This window comes from Streptomyces sp. AC555_RSS877 (assembly GCF_019049245.1).
In the GTDB taxonomy this organism is placed as follows: Bacteria; Actinomycetota; Actinomycetes; order Streptomycetales; family Streptomycetaceae; genus Streptomyces.
The window spans coordinates 197,798-220,053 of record NZ_JAGMUK010000015.1; the positions used below are offsets into that span (position 1 = coordinate 197,798).

The following is a 22,256-nucleotide window of genomic DNA, read 5'->3' on the forward strand; positions in this document are numbered from 1 at the left end:
GACACATCCTGTGTGAGTGTGGGGGTTTCTGTGGAGTCGGTTCGCCTTCGGAGTGTCATGGGAGGGGGACAGCTGGTCAATCGGTGCGGATGAGGCCGACGGAAGCGAAAGTTTCGATCGTTTTCGCGAGGCCCCGGCAACCTTTCCGGCCGGGGCGACGACCGGATGTCAGAAGCGGGCCGGGGCGGCCCCTCCGGTCCGCTTCGCCCCCATTCCCCAGGAAAGGAACGCCCCGTGCGCCCCAGCACCGGACGCCACCGCAGGACGCGGACCCTCTCGATCGCCGCGACGGTGGCCCTCGCCGCGTGCGCGGGCGGCGTGTACCTCGGCCTGTCCGAGGGCGGCGCCCAGGCCGCCTCGACGACGGTCACCGTGTCCACCACCGGCCAGCTGGAGGCGGCCGTCAAGAACGCGTCCGCGGGCACCGTCATCCAGGTCCGCGCCGGCACGTACTACCCGACGGCCACCCTCGAGTCCACGGCCGACGGCACCGGTTCGGCGCGGATCACGCTGCGGGCGTACGGCAGCGAGAAGGTGCGGATCGACGGCTCCCGGCTGGCCGACGGCTCCTGGCTCGCCGGGATCCACGGCGACCACTGGACCGTCCAGGACCTCACCTTCCAGAACTCCCCGGCCCAGGGCCTGGTCGTCACCTCCTCCGTCGGGGGCGTCTTCGAGAACCTCGTCACCGTGAGGAACGGCGACTCCGGCTTCACCCTGCGCGGCGACGGCACGAGCGACAACCTCGTGCAGAACCTGGACAGTCACGGCAACTACGACCCGGCCGGGCACGGGCAGAACGCCGACGGCATCGCGGTGACGTTCGGCTCCGGGACGGGGAACAGGATCACCGGCGCACGGCTGTACGGCAACTCCGACGCCGGCCTCGACCTGTGGCAGTTCTCCTCACCGGTCACCGTCGAGGACACGTGGGCCTTCGGCAACGGAGAGAACCGGTGGGCCGACCCGGCATTCGAGGGCGACGGCAACGGGTTCGAGCTGGGCGGCGGGGGTGTCACGGTCGCGCACGTCGTCAACGACAGCGCGGCATGGGACAACAGGGCGAACGGCTTCACCGAGAGCTCCAACCCCGGCGCGGTCGTGCTGAACCGGAACACCGCCTACGCCAACGCCGGGAGCGGGTTCTCCTTCGCCACGGGGAAGGCGCGGCTGGCACGGAACCTCGCGGTGAGCAACAAGGGCGGTCCGTCCGAGCTGGGTTCGTCCATTGTCTCCGCCGCGAACAACTGGGACAGCGGCGTCAGCACACCGGCGCTGAAGTCGACGGACGCCACCTCGGCCCAGGGCACCCGCGAGGCGGACGGCTCGCTGCCCGCCACGACGTTCCTGACCACGGGGTCGACGGCCATCGGTACGGCGATGGGCCGGAGCCGGCAGGGATGAACGCCCCCACCGGTCGTCACCGGCGGGGGCGTTCCGCGTACCGGCCGAGGGGGGCTCGACCAGTGCTTCCGGTCGGCCCAAGGGGGGCTTGGCCGACCGGCATCCGGGCCGTCGGACGTCTGAACGACGACCCGGAGTCAGAGGATCACTGATACGTGATGTCAGACGCCGAGAACCGGCAGGACGTTGCGTCCGGACCGACACCGAGCTGAGTGGGCTCCTTGCCGGTGTTGTTGCCCTGGAAGCGGACACAGGTCTTGATCTTCTTGCCGCTGTCGCCGTGGATGCGCACGTTGCGCAGGGCGGCGGTGTCGCCGTAGTTGGCGTTGACGCCGACGATCGAGTTCATCGGCGCGGTGACGTCGACGTCGTTGATGATGATCGTGCGCTTGTACTGCGTGGAGCAGTTGCCGCAGGACCGCACCAGCTTGCCGGAGTTCTCGACCTGGAACTTGCTGACGACGAGCTTGCCCGCGCCGTTGAACTGGAGGACCTTGTCCGATCCGTTCTTCGCGCCGCCGCCGTGGACGGTGTACACGGACGACGCGGACTTGCCCTTGAAGGTGGCGGCGTCCTCGCCGACGTCCAGCCACCACACGTTCTGCAGGGTGCAGCTGCCCAGGCAGTGGACGCCGTCCGCGGCCGGGGTGCCGATGATCACGTTCTTGAGGACCGCACCGTCGGCCAGCTGGAAGACCGGGTCCTGACCCTCCTGCTGGCCGCTGCCGCCCAGGGCGCCGGAGCCGTAGAACTTCGTGAGCTTGCCGTCGTACGTGCCGGACACCTTGATGGTCGACGACACGGCCTTGCTGCCCTTGGCGGTGGGCCACGCCGAGGCGGCGCCGGCGGAGGACAGCAGTGACGTGGTGACGATCGCGGCGCCGGTGATGCCTAACGCGGCGGTCGAGGCGATCACGGCCCGCCTCGTGGTGACCCGGCGGCGGTGTCGGACGCGCTTTTCGGCTCGTGCAGTCATGCCCATTCCTTGCGTGGGGGAGGAACCTTGCGTTTCCTGGTCGCCACGGGGTGAGGAAAGGGTTGCCGCCTCTTCGGGATTTTTCTACGAGTCGTCCTCGTCGTCATCACGCGCGGCGAAGTCGCCCGCCACCGCACGCTGTTCGCCGCCCACGGTGGCGGTGATCGCGTAGTTGTCGTCCCGCGCGTCCCGCCCGCCGCGGTCGTGGTCGTACTGGCCCGCGAACACCCACTCGCCCGCCAACAGGGAACGGTCGGGCTTGAGCACCCAGGTGTAGACGAGGAAACCGTCCTGCTCGACGACCGTCGCCGTGAAGTCGCCCTCGGGAGCGGACCGCCAGGCACCCGCCGAGGTCACCCCGCCGGTCTGTCTGACCTTCAGCCGGACGGTGAGCGCGGTGAGTTTCCCGCTCGTCTTGAGGGTCACGTTGCTCTGCCCCCAGAACTCGTTGCTGTGCGGGTCCACCGAGCCGTCCGACCACAGCGGGCCGTCCTCGACGCCGGAGGCGGCGGGCGCCTCGACGGTGGCGGAGGCGCTCGGGGTCCGCGCCGGCGAACTGTCTGCCTCGGGGGACTGCTGCGGGGCGCTCGGCGTCGGGTCCGCGGGCGGGGCGGGCGCGCGGCTCGTCGCGTCGGGGGACGGTGTCGCCGTGACCGCGACGTTCCTCTGCGGGGGAGTGTCCTCCTTCACCGCGGAGGCCACCGCGTAGCCGCCGACACCGAGAACGCCCGCGACCGCGGTGGTCGCGGCGACCACCCGCACCCAGCCGAACACCGGCGGACGGGTCGCCCGGTGGTCGAGGCGGGCCTGCTCGGTCATGCCGCGTTCGATCCGGGCCAGGATGCGGGCGCGGTCGGGCTCGTGCGTTCCGGCCGTCTCGTGCAGCCGGGCGCGCAGCTCGTCGTGCACGTCCCGCTGCATGGTCATCGGTCCCTTCCCACGGCGTCACCGGTGCGCGCCATCGCCGCATGCACTCTAAGCGGTGCCGTCTGCGTGCCGAGCAGCCGCTGCAGCTCCGCCATCCCCTTCGAGGTCTGGCTCTTCACCGTACCGACCGAGACGCCGAGGGCGAGCGCGGTGTCCTTCTCCGAGAGGTCGAACGCGTGCCGCAGCACCACGCAGGCCCGCTTGCGGAACGGCAGCCTGCGCAGGGCCTCCTGAACGTCCACCACGCCGGCGACGTCCGGGTTCTCGGTCTTCTCCTCGCGCTGCGACCAGAACAGCGCGATGCGCCGGCGCTCGCGGACCGCGCTGCGGATGCGGGTACGCGCCAGGTTGGCCACGACACCACGGGCGTACGCCGCCGGATGGTCGGCCGCGCGGACCCGGTCCCAGCGGTGCCACAGCGCCAGTAACGCGTCGGCCGCCAGGTCGTCGGCGGCGTCCGCCTCGCCGGTCAGCAGATGGGCGAGGCGGGACAGTTCGGCGTAGTGACGCTCGAAGAAGGCATGGAACTCCACGGAGGCGGCGTCGTCGACGACTGTGCCCACGGGCAGACCTCTCCTCACGGCGACTCGGGCACCCGCAGGGCCCCTGTGCGTGTCATGTGAATGACATGTGATCGTCCGGCGTCCGCCGGGACGAGATCCGGAAGCGTAGCAGTGATCGAACACGTGCTTCGTACGGGCCTTCGAACGCTGTATGGTCCCCCGACCCTGATTCCGTAACACGGAGAAAACCTGAAACAGGTTCAACGCAGGAACAATCCAGCCAGCACCCGCGCACCGATCATTCAGGCAACAAGGAGCAACAACCATGTCCGAACCACAGAAGGTGGCCGACCGGCAGAGTGCCCCGCCACCCGGGGCGAACAGTGTCGACCGGTTCTTCAAGATCTCCGAGCGGGGATCCACCTTCGCCCGTGAGATACGCGGCGGCTTCGCCACGTTCTTCACGATGGCCTACATCCTTGTCCTGAATCCCATCATCCTCGGCAGCGCCAAGGACAAGTTCGGCGACCAACTGGATGCGGTCCAACTCACCACCGCCACCGCCCTGGTGGCCGCCGTCATGACGATCATCATGGGCGTCGGCGGCAACCTGCCCCTCGCGCTCGCCGCCGGCCTCGGCCTGAACGCGGTCGTCGCCTTCCAGATCGCCCCGCTGATGAGCTGGGACGACGCGATGGGCCTGGTCGTCCTCGAAGGCCTCCTGATCTGCGTCCTGGTGGTGACCGGGCTGCGCGAGGCCGTCATGCACGCCATCCCGCAGGCCCTCAAACAGGCCATCAGCGTCGGCATCGGTCTGTTCATCGCCTTCATCGGCTTCGTCGACGCCGGTTTCGTCACCCGTATCCCGGACATCGCGGGCACCACGGTCCCGGTGCAGCTCGGCGCCACCGGCGCCCTCACCGGGTGGCCGATTCTCGTCTTCTGTCTCGGTGTGCTGCTGACGATCGGACTGCTCGCCCGCAAGGTCAAGGGCGCCATCCTGATCAGCATCGTGACCATGACGGTCATCGCGATGATCATCAACTCGATCGCCGACGTCAAGGCGTGGGGCCTGACCACACCCGCGTGGCCCGACAAGATCGTCGACACCCCCGACTTCGGGCTGATCGGTCACTTCAGCCTGTTCGGCGCCTTCGACGTGGCCGGCGTCGGCGTGATCACCGTCGTCCTGCTGATCTTCACGCTGATCCTGTCCGACTTCTTCGACACCATGGGCACCGTCGTCGGCATCAGCGCCGAGGCCGGCCTCCTCGACGAGGAGGGCAAGGTCCCGAACCTCGGCCGGGTGCTGCTCATCGACGGTGCCGCGGCGGTCGCGGGCGGAGCGGCCTCGTCCTCCTCCGCCACGTCCTACATCGAGTCGGCGGCCGGCGTCGGCGAGGGCTCGCGCACCGGCTTCTCCAACCTGATCACCGGCGGCATGTTCGCCCTGGCCCTGTTCCTGACCCCGCTGCTCACCATCGTCCCGCTGCAGGCGGCCGCCCCGGCGCTGGTCGCCGTCGGCTTCCTGATGATGACGCAGGTCAAGAACATCGACTGGGACAAGTACGAGATCGCCATCCCGGCGTTCCTCACCATCGCCGTCATGCCGTTCACCTACTCCATCACCAACGGCATCGGCGCCGGCTTCCTCTCCTACGTGGTGATCAAGGCGGTCCTCGGCAAGGCCAAGGAGATCCACTGGCTGCTGTGGGCGACCTCGGCACTGTTCCTGGTGTACTTCGCGATCGATCCGATCGAGCAGATCCTCGGCGCGAAGTAGCGCTGCGGCGAACACACCGGATCCGGGGCAGCCTCCGCCGAGGCTGCCCCGGCTTGTCTAGTTCTTCAGTGCCGCTTCCATCACGGCCCTGGCGACCGGCGCGGCCAGCCCGTTGCCGCTGACCTCCGACCGGGCCGCGTTCGACTGCTCCACGATCACCGCCACGGCGACCTCCTTGCCGTCGGCCTTGCCGTACGACGTGAACCAGGCGTACGGCGTCTTGCTGTTGTTCTCGCCGTGCTGGGCCGTACCGGTCTTGCCGCCCACCGTCACGCCCGAGATCTGCGCGTTCGTACCGGTGCCCTGCTCGACCACCGTCTGCATCGCCGACTGCAACTGCTCGGCGGTGGAGGAGCTGACGATCTCCTTGGTGTCCGTGTTGTCGTCGTAGTCCTCCAGGACGTCACCACCGCTGTCGGTGATCTGCGACACCATGTGCGGCGAGACCAGCTTGCCGTCGTTGGCTATCGCCGCCGACACCATGGCCATCTCGAGCGGCGTCGCCGTCACGTCGAACTGGCCGATGCCCGTCAGGGCCGTCTCCGCCTCGTCCATGTCCTTCGGGTACACGCTCTCGTACGCCCGCACCGGCACGTCCTGCGAGGCGTCGTCGAACCCGAACTTCTCCGCCTGCGCCCGGACCTTGTCCTGGCCCAGGTCGACGGCCATCTTCGCGAAGACGTTGTTGCAGGAGTACCGCAGGGCGACCCGGATCGAGGCGTTCTCGCAGGGCGCCGACGGGTTCTCGTTCGAGAGCACCCTGTTGGAGAGCGGCAGCTGATACGGGTCCGGGCTGTCCGTCTTCTCGTCCACCGAGGAGTACAGCCCGTCCTCCAGCGCGGCCGCCGCGACGACCAGCTTGAACGTCGAGCCCGGCGGCAGCGGCTGGCGCAGCGCCCGGTTCGTCATCGGTTTCTCCGGATCCTTGGTCAGCCGCGTCCACGCGTCGCCGGTCCCCGTGGCGAGCGCCGACGGGTCGTACGACGGGGTGGAGACGACCGCGAGGATCTTGCCCGTGGCCGGGTCGATCGCCACGGCGGCGCCCTTGTTGTCACCGAGCGCGTCGTACGCCGCCTTCTGCACCGAAGGGTCGATCGTCGTGATCACGTTGCCCGGCTCGGCGCGCTTGCCGGTGACCGTGTCCATCACGGTCTTCAGGCGGGTGTCCGTTCCGTCGAGCAGGTTCTGGTAGATGCCCTCCAACTGCGTCGCTCCGTACACCTGTGAGCTGTAGCCCGTGACGGCCGAGTACAGCTCGCCGTCCGTGTACGTTCGCTTGTACTTGAGGTCGCTGCCGGTGGTGGGCGCCGAGCCGGTGACCGACTTTCCGCCCACGACGATGTCGCCGAGCGGTTCGCTGTACAGCTCGATCGCGTTGCGCCGGTTGTCCTTGTCGTCCGCGAGCGCCGTGCCGTCGTAGAACTGCACCCAGGTCGCCCTGATCAACAGAGCGAACACGAGCAGCAGCGTGAAGACGGAGGCGCGCCTGATCGTTTTGTTCATCCCGCTCAGAAGGACGAGCGGAAGCGGACGGAACGTTCCCTTCCGGCGGATTTCTCATCGGGTGTTCATGAAGCCGGCCACCGCCCGCGTTCAGGCGTCCAGCGTCAGCACGACCTCGTCGATCTCCTCGCCGCGGGCGTTCGCGTATCCCGTGGCCCGGGCGGACGCGCGGAAGCCGCACTTCGTCAACACCCGCAGGGAACCCTCGTTGTCGGCGGCGGCGCGGGCGTACAGCGGGCGTTCCTGCACCTCGGCCAGCAGCGCGCCCAGAGCGGCGGTGGCGATGCCCCGGCCCCAGTGCGTGCGGTCGATCCAGTACGTGACCTCGCGCTCGCCCGGCTCCCCGTACACGGCCGCGTTGCCCACCACGTCACCATCGACGAGAACCGTCCGCGCCACCACGTCGGCCGACGACCTCTGCTGTTTCCACCGGGCCTCGAAGGCGTCCCAGTCGGCCGGATCCCGTGGGGTGAAGGCCGCCATGTGCAGGGCCTCGGGGTCGTTGAGCTGCCGGAAGAAGACCGGCAGGTCGCTGTCGTGGACATCGCGGAGTGCGACCTGCATCGTCAGAGCCTCCGAGTGGCGAGTGTCAGTCGGTCACGGGCGTCGAACAGCGCGTCCTTCACCATCTGCTCGTGGGCGGGAGTCAGCCGGGCCACCGGCACCGAGCAGCTGATCGCGTCGCGCGCCGGGGTGCGGTAGGGGATCGCCACGCCGAAGCAGCGCAGTCCCAGGGTGTTCTCCTCGCGGTCCACGGCGAAGCCCTGGTCCCGCACCTGGTGCAGCTCCTCGATGAGCTTCTCCCGGTCGGTGATCGTGTGCTCGGTCAGGGCGGGCAGGGTCTCGGGCAGCATCTTGCGGACCTGCTCGTCCGAGTAGGTGCTCAGCAGCGCCTTGCCGAGGGACGTGGAGTGCGCGGGCAGGCGGCGGCCCACTCTGGTGAAGGGGCGCAGATAGTGCTGGGACTGGCGGGTAGCGAGGTAGACGACGTTCGTGCCGTCCAGACGCGCCAGGTGGATCGTCTCCGTGGTGTCGTCCGAGAGGCGGTCCAGCGTCGGACGGGCCGCCGCGACCACCTCGTCGCCGTCGATGTACGACGTGCCGACCAGCAGCGCCCGCACGCCGATGCCGTACCGGGTGCCCGTCGCGTCCGTCTCCACCCAGCCCAGCTCCACGAGCGTGCGCAGTAGCATGTACAGACTGGACTTGGGGTATCCGACGGCCTCCTGGACCGCGGCCAGGGAGTGCATGCCGGGGCGTCCGGCGAAGTACTCCAGCAGTTCAACGGTCCGTACCGCGGACTTGACCTGTGCCCCGCCGCCTGTCTCGGCTGCCGACATCGCCCTTGACCCCTTCGTTCGACGGGAAATAGTCTCCGACAGCATATTCACCATCAGAGACAGCGTTCAGCATATCGAACGACCTGGTGGATGACCTGGAAACAGCGGCAATAAAGCGGCAAACACGCCGACGGCCGAGCAACGTGGAGGGACCCGCGGTGGCAGCAGCACCAGTCTGGAGTGTCGACCCCCGAACCGGGAAGCAGCGTGAACAGGTTGCGGTGGAGGCCACAGCCCAGGAGGTGGACGCCGCCGTCCGGGCCGCGCACGCCGCGCGCGGCGCCCTCGCCGACCGCACGGTCCGCGCGGCCTTCCTGCGCAGCGCCGCGGCCGGCCTGGAGGCGTCCAAGGACCACCTCGTCGAGGCCGCCGACGCCGAGACCGCGCTCGGCCCGGTCCGGCTGACCGGCGAACTCGCCCGCACCTGCTACCAGCTGCGGGCCTTCGCGGACATCGTCGACGAGGGCGCCTTCCTCGACGTCGTCATCAACCACCCCGACGACACCGCGACGCCGCCGATCCCCGACCTGCGCCGCTACAAGGTGCCGCTCGGCGTCGTCGCCGTCTACTCGGCCTCCAACTTCCCCTTCGCCTTCTCGGTCGCCGGCGGCGACACCGCGAGCGCGCTGGGCGCGGGCTGCCCGGTCGTGGTCAAGGCCCACCCCGACCACCCGGGCCTGTCCGAGCTGGTCGCGTCCGTACTGCGCAGGGCCGCCGCCGAGCACGGCATCCCGGACGGCGTCCTCGGCCTCGTCCACGGCTTCGAGGCCGGCGTCGAACTGGTCAAGCACCCGCTGGTCTCGGCCGCGGGATTCACCGGCTCGGTACGCGGCGGACGCGCCCTCTTCGACGCGGCGGCCGCGCGACCGGTGCCGATCCCGTTCCACGGCGAGCTGGGGTCGCTGAACCCCGTCGTGATCACGGAGGCGGCGGCCGCGGAACGCCCCGAGGCGATCGGCGCGGGCCTGGCCGGTTCGATGACGCTGGGCGTCGGCCAGTTCTGCGTGAAGCCGGGGCTCGTCCTCGCCCCGTCCGGTGCGTCGGGCGACCGTCTGCTGAAGTCCCTGACCGACGCCGTCAGCGACACCGAGGCCGGGGTGCTCCTCGACCACCGCATGCGGGACAACTTCGTCGCGGGCGTCGCCGAGCGGGCCGAGCTGCCCGAGGTGGACTCCCCGGTGACACCCGGTGCGGGTGGCGAGCACACGGTGAGCGCGGGCTTCCTGACGGTGTCGGCGGAGAAGCTGACCAGCGAGGGCGCCTACGACCTGCTCCTGGAGGAGTGCTTCGGGCCGGTGACCGTCGTGGCCCGCTACGACGACGACGCGCAGGCGCAGGCCGTCCTGTCCCGTCTCCCCGGCAACCTCACCGCGACGGTTCATCTGTCGACGGAGGAGGCGGCCGGTGAGGGGCGTGGCGCGGAGATCCTCGCCGAGCTGACCCCGCTGGCCGGCCGCGTGCTGGTGAACGGGTGGCCGACGGGTGTCGCCGTCGCTCCGGCCCAGCATCACGGCGGTCCCTACCCGGCCACGACGTCGACGTCGACGTCCGTCGGCGGGACGGCCATCGAGCGGTGGCTGCGGCCGGTCGCGTACCAGAACGCTCCGCAGGCGCTGCTTCCTGCGGAGCTTCGGGACGAGAATCCGCTGGGGCTGCCGCGGCGGTTCAACGGGCGACTGGAGCGGTAGCGCCGCAGGGGTGCGGTGGGCTGCCGGCTGCCGGTCCGTCGTGGCCGGTCGCGCAGTTCCCCGCGCCCCTGGGGACGTTCCCCTGACCCCTGATCGAACAGGTACTGGACGTGGAGATTCCCGAACTGCCCTTTCCCCTGCGTGCCTATGGGCCCGACGGCAGTTGGTCCCACGAGGACGGTGTGCTCACCGGATGGGCGGGTCCCCGCCAGGACCGCTTCGTGCCGCCCACCGGTGAGGGACTGGACCCCGCCTCCGACGCGCCGCGGCTGCTGGGTGACCCCGAAGGGGACTTCCAGCTGATCGCGCGCGTCACCGTGGGGTTCGCCGGGGCCTTCGACGCGGGGGTGCTCTACGTCCATGTCGGTGAGCGGGCCTGGGCCAAGCTGTGTCTGGAGTACTCCCCGGACGTGGCCACCGTCTGCACGGTGGTCACCCGGGGGCACTCCGACGACGCCAACTCCTGGACCGTCGAGGGCAGTTCCGTCTGGCTCAGGGTGAGCCGCACCGGCCGCGCCTTCGCCTTCCACGCCTCCCGCGACGGACAGCGCTGGACCTTCGTCCGGCTCTTCACCCTCGGGGACGAGAAGGAGACCGGCGCGGCCCTGGTCGGGTTCATGGCGCAGTCGCCGATGGGGGAGGGCTGCGTGGTGACCTACGACCACATCGAGTTCCGGCCTAGCTGGCCGAAGGACCTGAGAGACGGCAGCTGAGCGCGAACGTCACCGCCAGCAGGGCCGCGCTGATGATCAGGCTCAGCCGCATCCCCTCGACGAACCCGTCGGAGACCAGCGCCCCGAAGACGGCGATCCCCAGCCCCCCGGACACCTGGCGCGCCGAGTTGAGCACCCCGGCCGCCAGCCCCGCCCGCTCGGCGGGTACGGCGTCCATCATGGCCGCGGTCAGCGGCGGCACCGTCAGGGCGCAGCCCAGCGCCATGGGGACCAGGAGGACGGCCACCAGAGCCGACGGCGTGCCGGAGTCGACGTACAGCAGCACCAGCAGTCCCGCGGCGGCCAGCCCCTGACCCGCCAGCATGGGCAACCGGGGGCCGTACCGGCCGGCGAGCTTGCCCGCCACCACGTTCGTCACCGCGATCAGCCCGGTCATCGGCAGGAACATCAGCCCCGCGGCCAGCGCGGAGCGCCCCTGGACCTGCTGGAAGAAGAGCGAGAAGACGAACACCATGCTGTAGAAGGCGACGCTGACCGCGGCTCCCGCCGCGACCGTCGCGGTCACGGTCCGGTCGTGGAAGAGCCCGAGCGGGACGACCGGGTGCGGTTGGCGCGCCTCGATCCGGACGAACGCGGCACCGGCGACGACGGCCACCGCCCCCGCGGCCCAGCCCGCCGCCCCGCCCTCGATCACGGCGAACGTCAGCGCCGTCAGGGCCAGCACCGCCGTCACCTGGCCCGGCAGATCCAGCGGTGCCGGACGGCGTTCCGAGCGCGGGGCCCGCACCAGCAGGGCCAGGATGACCAGCCCCACCGGCAGATTGACGAAGAAGATCCCGCGCCAGTCCCAGGCCGTCGTCAGGGCACCGCCCGCCACCGGGCCCAGCGCCACCGCCGCCGAACCCCCGGCCGCCCACAGGGCCACCGCCCGGGCCCGCTTGGCCGGATCGGTGTAGGCCTGCCGCACCAGCGCCAGCGAGGCCGGGAGCACGACGGCCGCCGCCACGCCCTGCACCGTCCGCGCGCCGATCAGGGCAGGCAGGTTCGGCGCCAGCCCGCAGCCCACCGAGGCGAGCGTGAACACCGCGGTGCCCAGCGCGTACGCGCGGCTCGCCCCCGCCCGGTCGGAGAACGCCCCGGTGGACAGCATGAGCGCGGCGAAGGCCAGCGTGTAGGCGTCCACCACCCACTGCAGACCGGACATGCCGCTGCCGAAGGAGGAACCGATCGCGGGCAGCGCCACGTTCACCACGGACGCGTCGAGACAGATCAGTGCGAAGCCGAGGAGGGCGGCGGTGAGGGTGAGCGCGGGTGAGGGCCGGTCGGCGTCCAACTCCTGCTGCTCGATGGCGGGTTCGTCGGCCTTGAGGGTCCGGTTCGTTGACATGGCTTACATGCTGCGGATCCCCGGCGACGTACAGTAGTGGCCGGAATGCCATATGCCCGGAGGTTCTGGCCATGACCCAGTCGGTCGTCCCGCACCGCGTCGTCGTCATCGCGCCCTCGCCCGTGTCGATGTTCAACCTCGCCATCCCGGAGATGCTCTTCGGCAAGGTCGTCAGGGACGGGCGGCCGGGGTACGAGGTGGTGATCTGCACGGCCGAGCCGGGACCGGTGCCCACCACCGGCGGCCTCGATCTGGCCGTGGGGCGCGGTCTCGACGCGGTGCGGGACGCGGACACGGTGCTGGTGGCGGGCACCGGGGCGCCGTTCGAGCCGGAGGCGCGGATCGTGGCCGCGGTGCGCGAGGCGGCCGCCGACGGCAAGCGGATCGCGGCGCTGTGCACCGGCGCCTTCCAGCTCGCCGAGGCCGGCCTTCTGGAGGGGCGCAGGGCCACCACGTACTGGGCGCACGCCGAGGAACTCCGCAGGCGGTACCCGGGGGGTGAACCTGTGCGGAGACGTGCTGTTCGTGCAGGACGGGCCGTACCTGACGGCGTCCGGCTACGCCGCCGGCATCGACCTGTGCCTGCACATCATCCGCACCGACTACGGCGCCGCAGCGGCCAACCAGGTCGCCCGCCTCGCACTCGTCGCCCCCGTCCGCCCCGGCGGCCAGGCCCAGTTCACGCAGACCCCGCTGCCGCCCGAGCGCGGCACCGCCTGCGCCGACATCCGCGGCCATGCCATGCGCAACCTCGACAAGCCGCTCACCCTGACCGATCTGGCCCGCCACGCCGGGGTTTCCGTACGCACCCTCACCCGCCGCTTCCACGCCGAGAGCGGGGTCAGCCCCCTCCAGTGGCTGCTCCACCAGCGCATCGAGCGCGCCAAGGAGCTATTGGAGACCACCGGCCTGCCCATGGACCAGGTGGCCCGCGAGAGCGGTCTCGGCACGGCCGACTCGCTGCGGGCGCATCTGGTCCGGCGGACCGGCCTGACGCCGAGCGCGTACCGGGCGCAGTTCAGCCGTCTGGGAACCACGACCGTCGAGACCGGGGGAATGAATCCCGCTGCTTGAACGTTCACGCACCTACGGAGAAAGCCTCCGCACCGCCACGACCTGGAGAGTGTTGCCACCATGCGCGTCGAGATCTGGAGCGACATCGCCTGCCCCTGGTGCTACGTGGGCAAGGCCCGCTTCGAGAAGGCGCTGGAGGCCTTCCCGCACCGCGGACAGGTCGAGGTGGTGCACCGGTCGTTCGAGCTGGACCCCGGCCGCGCCAAGGACGACATCCAGCCCGTGCTCACGATGCTCACCAAGAAGTACGGCATGAGCGAGGCGCAGGCCCAGGCCGGCGAGGAGAACCTCGGTGCGCAGGCCGCCGCCGAAGGGCTGGAGTACCGCACCCACGGCCGTGACCACGGCAGCACCTTCGACATGCACCGTCTCCTGCACCTCGCCAAGGCGCAGGGCCGTCAGGACGAACTCCTCGCCCTGTTCTACCAGGCCAACTTCGCCGAGGAGCGGTCCGTCTTCGCCGAGGGCGAGGAACGGCTCGTCGAGCTGGCCGTCGCCGCGGGCCTCGACGCCGACGCCGTCCGCGAGGTGCTCGCCGACCCGGCCGCCTACGCCGAGGAGGTCCGCGCCGACGAGCGGGAGGCCGCCGAGCTCGGCGCGAACGGCGTGCCCTTCTTCGTCCTCGACCGCAAGTTCGGCGTCTCCGGCGCCCAGCCCGCCGAGGTCTTCGCCCAGGCGCTGACCCAGGCCTGGGGCGAGCGTCCGCCGCTGCAGCTGCTCGACCAGACGGACGCGCAGGCGTGCGGCCCGGACGGGTGCGCGGTGCCGCAGCACTGAGGAAACGCGCAGGTCGGAGCGGACGTATAAGCGCCGCTAAGAGGAATCACGTAAAAATTCGCAATGGACCGGAGGTTGTCGGAGGGCTCACAGTGGTCCCATGGAGACCTTCGAGAGCCGCGTCCGTGCCGAGTTCGCCCCGAAGAACACCTATCTGAACACCGCGAGCAGCGGGCTGCTGCCGGCCCGTACCGTCGCGGCCCTGCACGAGGCCGTGCGGCTCAGGGCCGAGGGCCGGCCGCTGGACTCCCTGTTCGCCGACGTGGAGGCCGCCCGGGCCGCCTTCGCCCGGCTGGCCGGCGTCCCGGTCGGCCGGGTCGCGGCCGGGTCCTCGGTCGTCGCGTACACCGGACTGGTCGCCGCCTCGCTGCCCGCGGGCAGCGAAGTCCTCACCGCCGAGGACGACTTCACCTCCGTCGTGAACCCCTTCTACGCCCGCGGCGACCTCAAGGTCCGGGCCGTGCCGCTGGAACGCCTCGCCGAGTCCGTCCGACACGGCACCGCGCTCGTCGCGGTCAGCTCCGCGCAGTCGGCCGATGGCCGGATCGCCGACCTGCCCGCCCTCCGGGAAGCGGCCCGGGCGCACGGCGCCCGTACGTACCTCGACGTCTCCCAGTCCGCCGGCTGGCTGCCGATCGAGGCCGACAAGTACGACTACACCGTCAGCGTCGGCTACAAGTGGCTGCTCGGGCCGCACGGAGTGGGTTTCCTCGTCGTGCCGGAGGACTTCGGCGCCCTGACGCCGATCCTGGCGGGCTGGGTCGCGGGGGAGAACCCCTGGGACAGCTGCTACGGCCCCGTCACCGAACTCGCCCACTCCGCACGCCGTTTCGACCTGCCTCCCGCCCTCTTCTCGTACGCCGGTATGCGCAGCTCCCTCGAACTGATCGAGGAACTCGGCGTGGACGCCGTGCACGCCCACGACCTCGCCCTCGCCGACCGCTTCCGTTCGGGACTCGCCGGCCTCGGCCGCGAACCGGTGCCCGCACCCGGCTCGGCGATCGTGTCCGTGCCCGGACTGGGCCACCGCCAGCCGGAGTTGGACAGCGCCGGCCTCGGGGTCTCCAACCGTGCGGGCAACCTGCGCGCCTCCTTCCACCTGTACAACACGACGGCGGACGTGGACCGGCTGCTGGAGGTCCTGTCCGGCTGAACCGGTGGCGCCGGCCCGCCCGGGACGCTAGGAAGGGCGCAGGGGTGGTGGTGCCGTTGGAGTCCAGGGGCAAGACGTCCGTCGAACCGTCCGCCGACGCGGAGCTGCACCGGCGGCTGGTGCACGGCGACGAGTCGGCGCTGACGGAGGCCTACACGGCGTACGGCGGGCTGGTGCGGCGGGTGGCCCTGCGGGTCACCCGGACTCCGGCCGCCGCCGAGGACGTGGCGCAGGAGGTCTTCGCCCAGCTGTGGAGCCGGCCGTACGCCTTCGACGCCGGCCGGGGCACCCTGCGCACCTGGCTGTCCCTGCTCGCCCACCGGCGGGCCGTCGACTGGGTGCGCAGCGAGGCCCGGCACCGCAAGGACGCCCGCGCCGACGACCTCGCTCTGCACACCATCCCCGATGCCGCTCCCGGCCCCGACGAGGCGGTCGTCGACCGGGAACGCTCCCTGCTCCTGCACTCCGCGCTCGCCGAACTCCCGCAGTCCCAACGGGAGGTGGTGCACCTCGCCTACTTCGCGGGCCGCACCTACCGGCAGGCCGCCGTCGAACTCGGCATCCCCGAGGGCACCGCCAAGACCCGCCTGCGCAAGGCGCTGCGCACCTTGGCCGCGTCCTTGGCGGATGCGCCCGACCCGCCCGACCCGGCGTGGGAGGCAGGCGCATGATGGCAGGCGGGGAACCGCGGCAAGAGCGGGAAGGAGGTGTGCGATGACCACGGATCACGACGGCGTACGGGACCTGCTGGCCGCCTGGGCCTTGGGCGCCCTGGAACCGGCCGACGAGAAGAGGGTTTCCCGGCACCTGGCCGAGTGCGAGGACTGCGCGGCGCAGGCGGAACGGCTGCGGGAGACGGTACGACTGCTGGACGGACCGCCGCCGGCCGAGCCCTCGCAGTGGCCCGCCGCGACGCCCGGCGTGCTGCCGCTCGCCCTGCGCGTCCGCCCGCCCGCACCCCGTGTCGCCCCGCACGCCGCCCCCTACGCCGCCGCCGTCGCCGGGCTCAGGGCGCTGCTGCCCGAGGCGGACGGCCGCTGGGGAACCTGGGTGGTGCACGACTGGGACGTGCACGCGACCGTGGCCCACCTCCTCGCCGCGGACGAGCCCCTGGCCGGGCGGCTCGGCGTCGGCACTCGGGTGCCGGCCGCGCCGCCCGCCGTCGAGGGCCCCAACTGGGAGCAGGCCTGGAACCGGCGTACCGCCCAGGTCATCGCCCACGAGTCGGGCCGTACGCCCGAAGAGACGGTTGCCGACTGGGCCGCACAGGCGGACGCGCTGCTCGCCACGCCCGAGGCACGTGATCCCGAACCGGCGGCGTCGGCCGTGACGTTGATGGGGATGCGGCTGCCGGTCGCCGAGCACTTCCTGGTGCGGGCCTTCGAGGTGTGGATCCACACCGACGACATCGGTCGCGCCCTCGGCCTGTCCGTCCCGCCGCCGCCCGAGGCACACCTGTGGCAGCTGGTCCGGCTGGCCGTCCGCGTCCTCGGCCTGGCCCTGGGACCCACCGCGCCGCCGGTGCTGTTCGCGGTCACCGGCGGCGAGGAATGGGTGCTGGGCTCCGAGGACGAGCCCGTACGCGCCGAACTCGCCCTGAACCCCGTCGACTTCTGCCTCCTGGTCGGCGGACGGTACGCACCCGACGAGGTGCCGCGGGGCGCCGACGGGGACGAGGAGGCCGTACGGAACGTGCTGGAGCGGGCGGCGTCACTCGCCTGGCTGTGACACCGCCCGCTCCCCGAGGACCTACCGCACCGGCGTGAAGTCCCTGGCCCCGATGAACTCGGGCCGGCGCACCGGTGCCGCGAACGGCTCGACCGCCTCGTTCTCCACGCTGTTGAACACGATGAAGACGTTGCTGCGCGGGAAGGGCGTGATGTTGTCGCCCGAGCCGTGCATGCAGTTGCAGTCGAACCAGGTCGCCGAACCGGCCTTGCCGGTGAACAGCTTGATGCCGTACTCGCTCGCCATGGCGGTCAGCGCCTCGTCGGACGGCGTGCCCGCGTCCTGCATCTGCAGCGACTTCTTGTAGTTGTCCTTCGGCGTGGCCCCCGCACACCCGAGGAACGTACGGTGCGACCCCGGCATGATCATGAGACCGCCGTTGGTGTCGTAGTTCTCGGTGAGGGCGATCGAGACCGACACCGTGCGCATGTTCGGCAGGCCGTCCTCGGCGTGCCAGGTCTCGAAGTCGGAGTGCCAGTAGAAGCCGCTGGCGCCGAAGCCGGGCTTGACGTTGATCCGCGACTGGTGGACGTACACGTCCGAGCCGAGGATCTGCCGGGCCCGGCCGACGACCCGCTCGTCGCGCACGAGGTTCGCGAAGATCTCGCTGATCTTGTGCACCTCGAAGACGGACCGGATCTCCTGGGTCCGCGGCTCGACGATGGACCGCTCGTCGGCCCGGATCGCGGGATCCGTGACGAGCCGCTCCAACTCGCCGCGGTACAGGGGTACTTCGTCCGGGCCGATGAGCTGGTCGACGGCGAGGAAGCCGTCGCGCTCGAAGGACTGCAGTCCGGCATGGGCGATCGGGCCGGGCGTGCCGGGCGCGGACCACACGACCGGGTCCTTGCGCTCGGTGGCCACCTCGGTGGCGCCACGACTGGGATAGAGATCGGGGATCCTGGTGGCGGTCGTCATGGTGATGTCACACCTCCTCGGGTTCGGTGAGCAACGGGTAGACACCGTTCTCGTCGTGGTCCTCCCGGCCGGTCACGGGCGGGTTGAAGACACAGATGCAGCGGAAGTCCTTCTTGATCCGCATCGTGTGCCGCTCGTGGCCGTCGAGCAGGTACATGGTCCCGGGCGTGATCGCGTACTTCTGCCCGGTCTCGTCGTCGGTGAGCTCGGCCTCGCCCTCGACGCACACGACGGCCTCGACGTGGTTCGCGTACCACATCGACGTCTCCGTACCCGCGTACAGGACCGTCTCGTGCAGGGAGAAGCCGACCTTCTCCTTGGCGAGGACGATGCGTTTGCTCTCCCAGGTGCCGGACTCGGCCTTCACGTGCCGGTCGGTGCCTTCGAGGTCCTTGAACGAACGGACGATCACGGTGCTGCGATGCCTCCTAGGTGGATGTGCTGATGGGTCGGGCCCGAAGGGTTCAGGCGGTCTCGCGGACGGCACGGGCGAGGATGCTCAGCCCGGCGTCCAGTTCCTCGGGCGTGATGGTGAGCGCCGGCAGCAGCTTCACGACCTCGCTCTCCGGGCCCGACGTCTCGATGAGCAGCCCGAGTTCGAAGGCGCGGTGCGCGATCTTGCCGGCGCGCTCCTTGTCGTGGAACTCCATGCCCCACACGAGCCCGCGTCCCCGGTACTCCTTCACGTCGGCGAGGTTCTCCTCGGTGATGGAGATGAACGCCTGCTCGACCTGCTCGCCGCGCTTGCGGGTCTGCTTCTCCATCACGGAGCCGTCCGCCCAGTACGCCTCCAGCGTGGCGGTGGCCGTGACGAAGGCGGGGTTGTTGCCGCGGAAGGTGCCGTTGTGCTCGCCCGGCTCCCAGATGTCCAGCTCGGGCTTGAACAGGCACAGCGACATGGGCATGCCGTAGCCGCTGATGGACTTGGACACGGTGACGATGTCGGGCGTGATGCCGGCCTCCTCGAAGGAGAAGAAGGCGCCCGTACGTCCGCAGCCCATCTGGATGTCGTCGACGATGAGCAGCATGTCCTGCCGCTTGCACAGCTCGGAGAGAGCGCGCAGCCACTCCGGACGCGCGACGTTGATGCCGCCCTCGCCCTGCACGGTCTCCACGATCACCGCGGCGGGCTTGTTGAGCCCGGAGCCCTGGTCCTCGAGCAGTCGCTCGAACCAGAGGAAGTCCGGGACCTGCCCGTCGAAGTAGTTGTCGAACGGCATCGGCGTGCCGTGGACGAGCGGGATGCCCGCGCCGGCCCGCTTGAAGGCGTTGCCGGTCACGGCGAGCGAGCCGAGCGACATGCCGTGGAAGGCGTTGGTGAAGGACACGATCGCCTCGCGCCCCTTCACCTTCCGCGCCAGCTTCAGCGCGGCCTCCACGGCGTTGGTGCCCGTCGGCCCGGGGAACATGACCTTGTACGGCAGGTCGCGCGGCCGCAGCACCAGGTTCTGGAAGGACTCCAGGAAGGCCCGCTTGGCGGTGGTCGACATGTCGAGACCGTGCGTGACGCCGTCCCTCTCCAGGTAGTCGATCAGCGCCCGTTTGAGAACGGGGTTGTTGTGGCCGTAGTTGAGCGAGCCCGCTCCGGCGAAGAAGTCGAGGTACTCGTGGCCGTCCTCGTCGTACATGCGGCTGCCCTGCGCACGGTCGAAGACGGCGGGCCAGCCGCGGCAGTAGCTGCGCACCTCGGACTCGACGGTCTCGAAGACACTGAGGTCGGGCTGGGTGATGGTCACGACGAATCGCTCCTCGTTGCGTGGGGGTCAGGCGGCGGGAGTGAGGGACAGGGGCCCGATGCGGTACAGGACTTCGGGGTCGTGCGGGCCGTCGGGGAACACACCGGCGTCGAACAGCACCTCGCGCTCCAGGCGGGCGCCGTGACGCTCGGCGAACGACGTGAACAGCCGCTCGGAGGCGGTGTTGCCCGGCGTGATGGTGGTCTCGACGCCGGTCACCCCGCGCTCGGCGGCGGTGCGCGCGACCAGCCCGTCCAGCAGGGCGGCGGCGAGCCCGCGCCCGCGGTGCGACTCGTCCACGGCCACCTGCCAGACGAGCAGGGTGCCGGGGCGGTCCGGCCGGACGTAGCCGGTGACGAAGCCGACCGGCTCGCCGTGCTCGTCGCGAGCGACGGCCGACGTGGCGGCGAAGTCGCGACACCACAGCAGATAGCTGTAGGACGAGTTCAGGTCGAGAACCTTCGAGTCCCTTGCCATCCGCCACAGCGCGGCTCCGTCCGCCACCACCGGGCGGTCGATTTGCAGGTCTGCTTGTGCGGCAGTCATGCCCAGTGAATTTACCGAGGGAAATTGAAAAATGCATCGCCGGATGGGGTTACGTCCGGGCGCTGTTTATGTTATTCGCGCGGGTGCATGCGGAGGAATGTGCTGATTTGAAAGGAAAATAAGGGGCGAAATGGACAGCATGTGTAACGCGTCACAGCCATGTAATCCCCACGAGATCTGCCCGAATTCCACCGATGGGCGTTCGCAGAATCTTTGCGTTTAGGTCGAGAAAAAGCGGGCAGAAGAATACGGGAAGCTGCACGTAAAAGAATACCCGGAATTATCTCGGAATTAGGCTCCTGTTACTCCGTCGATCCGTTCCCGCAGAATGTCGGCGTGCCCGTTGTGGCGCGCGTACTCCTCGATCATGTGGATGTACACCCACCGCAGACTGACCTCGACGCCGGCCATGAACCCGTCGGCGATCCGCCCCACGTCGTCCAGCGACCGCGCCGCACACAGTTCGTCCCCGCGGGCGACCTCCCGGCGCCACACCGCCAGCGCCTCGTCGAGCCCCCGCTCCGGATCGAGGACGTACCCGTGTCCCTCCCCGTGCAACGGCGGTACGTCCTGCCCCGCGGCCACCCGCTGGAACCAGTTCCGCTCCACCTCCGCGAGGTGCCGCACCAGCCCGAGCAGTGTGAGCGGCGACGGCTGCGCGGACGCCCTGCGCACCTGCACGTCGTCCAGCCCCGCGCACTTCAGCTCCAGCGTGGCCCGGTGGAAGGCGAGCCAGCTCTCCAGCATGGGGCGCTCGTCGCCGGTCAGAAGGGGAACGGGGCGGCCGTCGGGGAGAGTTGAGGGAGTGTCGGTGGTCATGAACCGAGCATGCCACGGGGGTTCGCGGCCGGTCCGGCCTTTGGGGACGAGTCGCCGCGGGCCGAGGCGGGGCTCAGCCGGCGACTACCGCCACGCACCCTCGACCGCCCGCAGCGCCCCCTCCACATCCACGCTCAGTCCCTGGTTGCGCAACGCGGCCCCCAGGGCCGCCAGACTCGCCCGCACCGCCCCCTGCGTGGCGTCCGCCCCGTAGTGATTCACCCGGATCATCTCCTTGGCCAGCGCACCCCCGCCCGCCACCAGCGGCACCGCCGGGTCCGACTCCAGGGCCCGAGCCACCAGCTCCGACGCCACCACCCCCGAAGGAGCCCTCAGCGTCGTGGCGACAGGCGCGGCCTCCGCGTCCTCGTACACGTACGGCTCCAGGCCCGCGCCCAGCGCCCGGGCGCCGGCCCGCGTCGCCGTGGCGGCGCGCCGGTGCCGGTCCATCACGGTGTCCGGCCCGACCGCCTCGATCCGCTCGACGCACGCCCCCAGCGCGAGCATCTCCAACTGCGCCGGCGCGTGCGGCAGCGCCTTGCGGCCGCCGTCGATCCACCGCTCCTTCCAGTCCAGCAAGGAGAGGTACGACCGTCGCGGGGCCCCCGGATTCGCGGCCATCCGCGCCCACGCCCGCTCGCTCACCGACACGGCCGAGACCCCCGCGGGCCCACCCATCGCCTTCTGGGCCCCGATCACGCACAGGTCGACGCCCCACGCGTCCGGCAGCACCGGCTCCGCGCCGATGGAGGCGACCGCGTCCAGGTAGAACAGCGCACCGTGCCGCCGTACGACCTCGCCGATCTCCGCGACCGGGTTGGTGTTGCCGGTCGCGGCCTCGGCGTGCACCAGGGACACGAAGTCGATCTCCGGATGCTCGGCGAAGGCGTCCCGGATCTGTTGGGCGGTGACGGCCGTGTGGAAGGGCACCGCCAGGTCGATGACCCGCGCGCCGCAGTCCCGTAGCCAGTCGCCGAAGGTCTGCCCGTACGGACCGGTGATGACGTTCAGCGCCGTGGTGCCCGGTCCGGCGGTGGAACGGATCGCACCCTCCAGCGGCAGCAGTGCCTCGCCCTGCATGATCACCACGTCCTGCCGGGTGCTCAGCAGACGCGCCACGCGGTCCTCGATCGACGCGAAGTGCGCCGCGGTCAACGGGGCCAGATCCAGAAACGGATGCGTCACGGCAGTGCTCTCTTCACTCACGGGGCAACGACTCCCACTCGCGGGGTAACGAGTGTCACTCACGGGGTAGACGAGACGAGGGTAACCGCCCCCCGCCGCCCCTCTCCGGCCGAAGCCTTCTTAGGCCGGACGGAC

21 protein-coding genes and 1 pseudogene are annotated in these 22,256 nt (G+C 70.6%); 9 read left to right on the forward strand and 13 right to left on the reverse strand.

Annotated features, from left to right (window positions below; genetic code table 11):
• Positions 1-234 precede the first annotated feature (234 nt).
• A complete protein-coding gene (locus tag KUM49_RS06665; protein ID WP_217235764.1) occupies positions 235-1,404 on the forward strand; it encodes a right-handed parallel beta-helix repeat-containing protein in 1,170 nt (389 codons plus the stop codon).
• Between the two features lie 145 nt (positions 1,405-1,549).
• On the opposite strand, the gene KUM49_RS06670 is transcribed toward KUM49_RS06665, so the two are convergent.
• From KUM49_RS06670 to KUM49_RS06680, 3 genes are all read right to left on the reverse strand, one after another.
• Positions 1,550-2,380 (reverse strand): pectate lyase, encoded by an 831-nt coding sequence (locus tag KUM49_RS06670; RefSeq protein WP_217235765.1) that lies wholly within the window; start codon positions 2,378-2,380, stop codon positions 1,550-1,552.
• 84 nt (positions 2,381-2,464) lie between these two features.
• A complete protein-coding gene (locus tag KUM49_RS06675) occupies positions 2,465-3,307 on the reverse strand; it encodes a hypothetical protein (protein ID WP_217235766.1) in 843 nt (280 codons plus the stop codon).
• A complete protein-coding gene (locus tag KUM49_RS06680; RefSeq protein ID WP_217235767.1) occupies positions 3,304-3,870 on the reverse strand; it encodes a SigE family RNA polymerase sigma factor in 567 nt (188 codons plus the stop codon). Before KUM49_RS06680 ends, KUM49_RS06675 begins: the two co-directional genes overlap by 4 nt.
• A gap of 265 nt (positions 3,871-4,135) precedes the next feature.
• On the opposite strand from KUM49_RS06680, the gene KUM49_RS06685 reads away from it, so the two are divergent.
• Positions 4,136-5,593: an NCS2 family permease gene (locus tag KUM49_RS06685; protein WP_217235768.1), complete on the forward strand. Its 1,458-nt coding sequence runs from the start codon at positions 4,136-4,138 to the stop codon at positions 5,591-5,593.
• A 57-nt stretch (positions 5,594-5,650) separates the two neighbouring features.
• On the opposite strand, the gene KUM49_RS06690 is transcribed toward KUM49_RS06685, so the two are convergent.
• From KUM49_RS06690 to KUM49_RS06700, 3 genes are all read right to left on the reverse strand, one after another.
• Positions 5,651-7,096 carry a penicillin-binding protein 2 gene (locus KUM49_RS06690; RefSeq protein WP_217235769.1) on the reverse strand — a complete coding sequence of 482 codons (1,446 nt, stop codon included), beginning with the start codon at positions 7,094-7,096 and terminating at the stop codon, positions 5,651-5,653.
• A gap of 90 nt (positions 7,097-7,186) precedes the next feature.
• Positions 7,187-7,660, reverse strand: coding sequence for a GNAT family N-acetyltransferase (locus tag KUM49_RS06695; protein WP_217235770.1), 474 nt, complete (start codon positions 7,658-7,660; stop codon positions 7,187-7,189).
• Positions 7,661-7,662: 2 nt separating this feature from the next.
• On the reverse strand, positions 7,663-8,436 hold the full coding sequence (locus KUM49_RS06700) for an IclR family transcriptional regulator (RefSeq protein ID WP_217235771.1): 774 nt from the start codon (positions 8,434-8,436) through the stop codon (positions 7,663-7,665).
• A 158-nt stretch (positions 8,437-8,594) separates the two neighbouring features.
• Between KUM49_RS06700 and KUM49_RS06705 the strand changes: the two genes are divergently transcribed.
• Both KUM49_RS06705 and KUM49_RS06710 read left to right on the forward strand, forming a co-directional pair.
• The gene (locus tag KUM49_RS06705; RefSeq protein ID WP_217235772.1) at positions 8,595-10,124 is read left to right on the forward strand and encodes an aldehyde dehydrogenase (NADP(+)); all 1,530 of its coding nucleotides are present in this window, start codon (positions 8,595-8,597) and stop codon (positions 10,122-10,124) included.
• A gap of 104 nt (positions 10,125-10,228) precedes the next feature.
• Positions 10,229-10,837, forward strand: a complete 609-nt coding sequence (locus KUM49_RS06710) for a DUF1349 domain-containing protein (RefSeq protein ID WP_217235874.1) — start codon at positions 10,229-10,231, stop codon at positions 10,835-10,837.
• Here KUM49_RS06710 and KUM49_RS06715 read toward each other — a convergent pair.
• Complete coding sequence (locus KUM49_RS06715) at positions 10,803-12,185, reverse strand: MFS transporter (RefSeq protein WP_217235773.1); 1,383 nt, start codon at positions 12,183-12,185, stop codon at positions 10,803-10,805. The two genes, KUM49_RS06710 and KUM49_RS06715, sit on opposite strands and share 35 nt — an antisense overlap.
• Positions 12,186-12,256: 71 nt before the next feature.
• Here KUM49_RS06715 and KUM49_RS06720 point away from each other — a divergent pair.
• The 5 genes and pseudogenes from KUM49_RS06720 to KUM49_RS06740 all read left to right on the forward strand — a co-directional run bounded on the left by KUM49_RS06720 (position 12,257) and on the right by KUM49_RS06740 (position 16,917).
• A pseudogene (locus KUM49_RS06720) lies at positions 12,257-13,259 on the forward strand (GlxA family transcriptional regulator).
• A gap of 60 nt (positions 13,260-13,319) precedes the next feature.
• A complete protein-coding gene (locus tag KUM49_RS06725; RefSeq protein WP_217235774.1) occupies positions 13,320-14,036 on the forward strand; it encodes a DsbA family oxidoreductase in 717 nt (238 codons plus the stop codon).
• Between the two features lie 100 nt (positions 14,037-14,136).
• Positions 14,137-15,189 (forward strand): aminotransferase class V-fold PLP-dependent enzyme, encoded by a 1,053-nt coding sequence (locus KUM49_RS06730; RefSeq protein WP_217235775.1) that lies wholly within the window; start codon positions 14,137-14,139, stop codon positions 15,187-15,189.
• 44 nt (positions 15,190-15,233) lie between these two features.
• Positions 15,234-15,860, forward strand: coding sequence for an RNA polymerase sigma factor (locus KUM49_RS06735; protein WP_217235776.1), 627 nt, complete (start codon positions 15,234-15,236; stop codon positions 15,858-15,860).
• Positions 15,861-15,903: 43 nt separating this feature from the next.
• Positions 15,904-16,917, forward strand: coding sequence for a maleylpyruvate isomerase family mycothiol-dependent enzyme (locus KUM49_RS06740; RefSeq protein ID WP_217235777.1), 1,014 nt, complete (start codon positions 15,904-15,906; stop codon positions 16,915-16,917).
• Positions 16,918-16,938: 21 nt separating this feature from the next.
• Here the strand turns inward: KUM49_RS06740 and thpD are convergent, their stop codons facing one another.
• From thpD to KUM49_RS06770, 6 genes are all read right to left on the reverse strand, one after another.
• Positions 16,939-17,835: an ectoine hydroxylase gene (thpD, locus tag KUM49_RS06745; RefSeq protein WP_217235778.1), complete on the reverse strand. Its 897-nt coding sequence runs from the start codon at positions 17,833-17,835 to the stop codon at positions 16,939-16,941.
• Positions 17,836-17,842: 7 nt separating this feature from the next.
• Positions 17,843-18,247, reverse strand: a complete 405-nt coding sequence (locus KUM49_RS06750; RefSeq protein WP_217235779.1) for an ectoine synthase — start codon at positions 18,245-18,247, stop codon at positions 17,843-17,845.
• A gap of 52 nt (positions 18,248-18,299) precedes the next feature.
• Positions 18,300-19,571 (reverse strand): diaminobutyrate--2-oxoglutarate transaminase, encoded by a 1,272-nt coding sequence (gene ectB, locus KUM49_RS06755; RefSeq protein WP_217235780.1) that lies wholly within the window; start codon positions 19,569-19,571, stop codon positions 18,300-18,302.
• A gap of 27 nt (positions 19,572-19,598) precedes the next feature.
• A complete protein-coding gene (ectA, locus tag KUM49_RS06760) occupies positions 19,599-20,117 on the reverse strand; it encodes a diaminobutyrate acetyltransferase (RefSeq protein ID WP_217235781.1) in 519 nt (172 codons plus the stop codon).
• Between the two features lie 291 nt (positions 20,118-20,408).
• Positions 20,409-20,936 carry a DinB family protein gene (locus KUM49_RS06765; RefSeq protein ID WP_217235782.1) on the reverse strand — a complete coding sequence of 176 codons (528 nt, stop codon included), beginning with the start codon at positions 20,934-20,936 and terminating at the stop codon, positions 20,409-20,411.
• Positions 20,937-21,020: 84 nt separating this feature from the next.
• Positions 21,021-22,121 carry an aminotransferase class V-fold PLP-dependent enzyme gene (locus tag KUM49_RS06770; protein ID WP_217235783.1) on the reverse strand — a complete coding sequence of 367 codons (1,101 nt, stop codon included), beginning with the start codon at positions 22,119-22,121 and terminating at the stop codon, positions 21,021-21,023.
• Positions 22,122-22,256 lie beyond the last annotated feature (135 nt).

Bases quoted from the DNA above. Each gene is read 5' to 3' on its own strand.
- KUM49_RS06670 (WP_217235765.1), bottom strand. From the start codon at position 2,380: ATGACTGCACGAGCCGAAAAGCGCGTCCGACACCGCCGCCGGGTCACC.
- KUM49_RS06675 (WP_217235766.1), bottom strand. From the start codon at position 3,307: ATGACCATGCAGCGGGACGTGCACGACGAGCTGCGCGCCCGGCTGCAC.
- KUM49_RS06685 (WP_217235768.1), top strand. From the start codon at position 4,136: ATGTCCGAACCACAGAAGGTGGCCGACCGGCAGAGTGCCCCGCCACCC.
- KUM49_RS06690 (WP_217235769.1), bottom strand. From the start codon at position 7,096: ATGAACAAAACGATCAGGCGCGCCTCCGTCTTCACGCTGCTGCTCGTG.
- KUM49_RS06695 (WP_217235770.1), bottom strand. From the start codon at position 7,660: ATGCAGGTCGCACTCCGCGATGTCCACGACAGCGACCTGCCGGTCTTC.
- KUM49_RS06700 (WP_217235771.1), bottom strand. From the start codon at position 8,436: ATGTCGGCAGCCGAGACAGGCGGCGGGGCACAGGTCAAGTCCGCGGTA.
- KUM49_RS06715 (WP_217235773.1), bottom strand. From the start codon at position 12,185: ATGTCAACGAACCGGACCCTCAAGGCCGACGAACCCGCCATCGAGCAG.
- KUM49_RS06725 (WP_217235774.1), top strand. From the start codon at position 13,320: ATGCGCGTCGAGATCTGGAGCGACATCGCCTGCCCCTGGTGCTACGTG.
- KUM49_RS06730 (WP_217235775.1), top strand. From the start codon at position 14,137: ATGGAGACCTTCGAGAGCCGCGTCCGTGCCGAGTTCGCCCCGAAGAAC.
- KUM49_RS06740 (WP_217235777.1), top strand. From the start codon at position 15,904: ATGACCACGGATCACGACGGCGTACGGGACCTGCTGGCCGCCTGGGCC.
- thpD (WP_217235778.1), bottom strand. From the start codon at position 17,835: ATGACGACCGCCACCAGGATCCCCGATCTCTATCCCAGTCGTGGCGCC.
- ectA (WP_217235781.1), bottom strand. From the start codon at position 20,117: ATGACTGCCGCACAAGCAGACCTGCAAATCGACCGCCCGGTGGTGGCG.
- KUM49_RS06765 (WP_217235782.1), bottom strand. From the start codon at position 20,936: ATGACCACCGACACTCCCTCAACTCTCCCCGACGGCCGCCCCGTTCCC.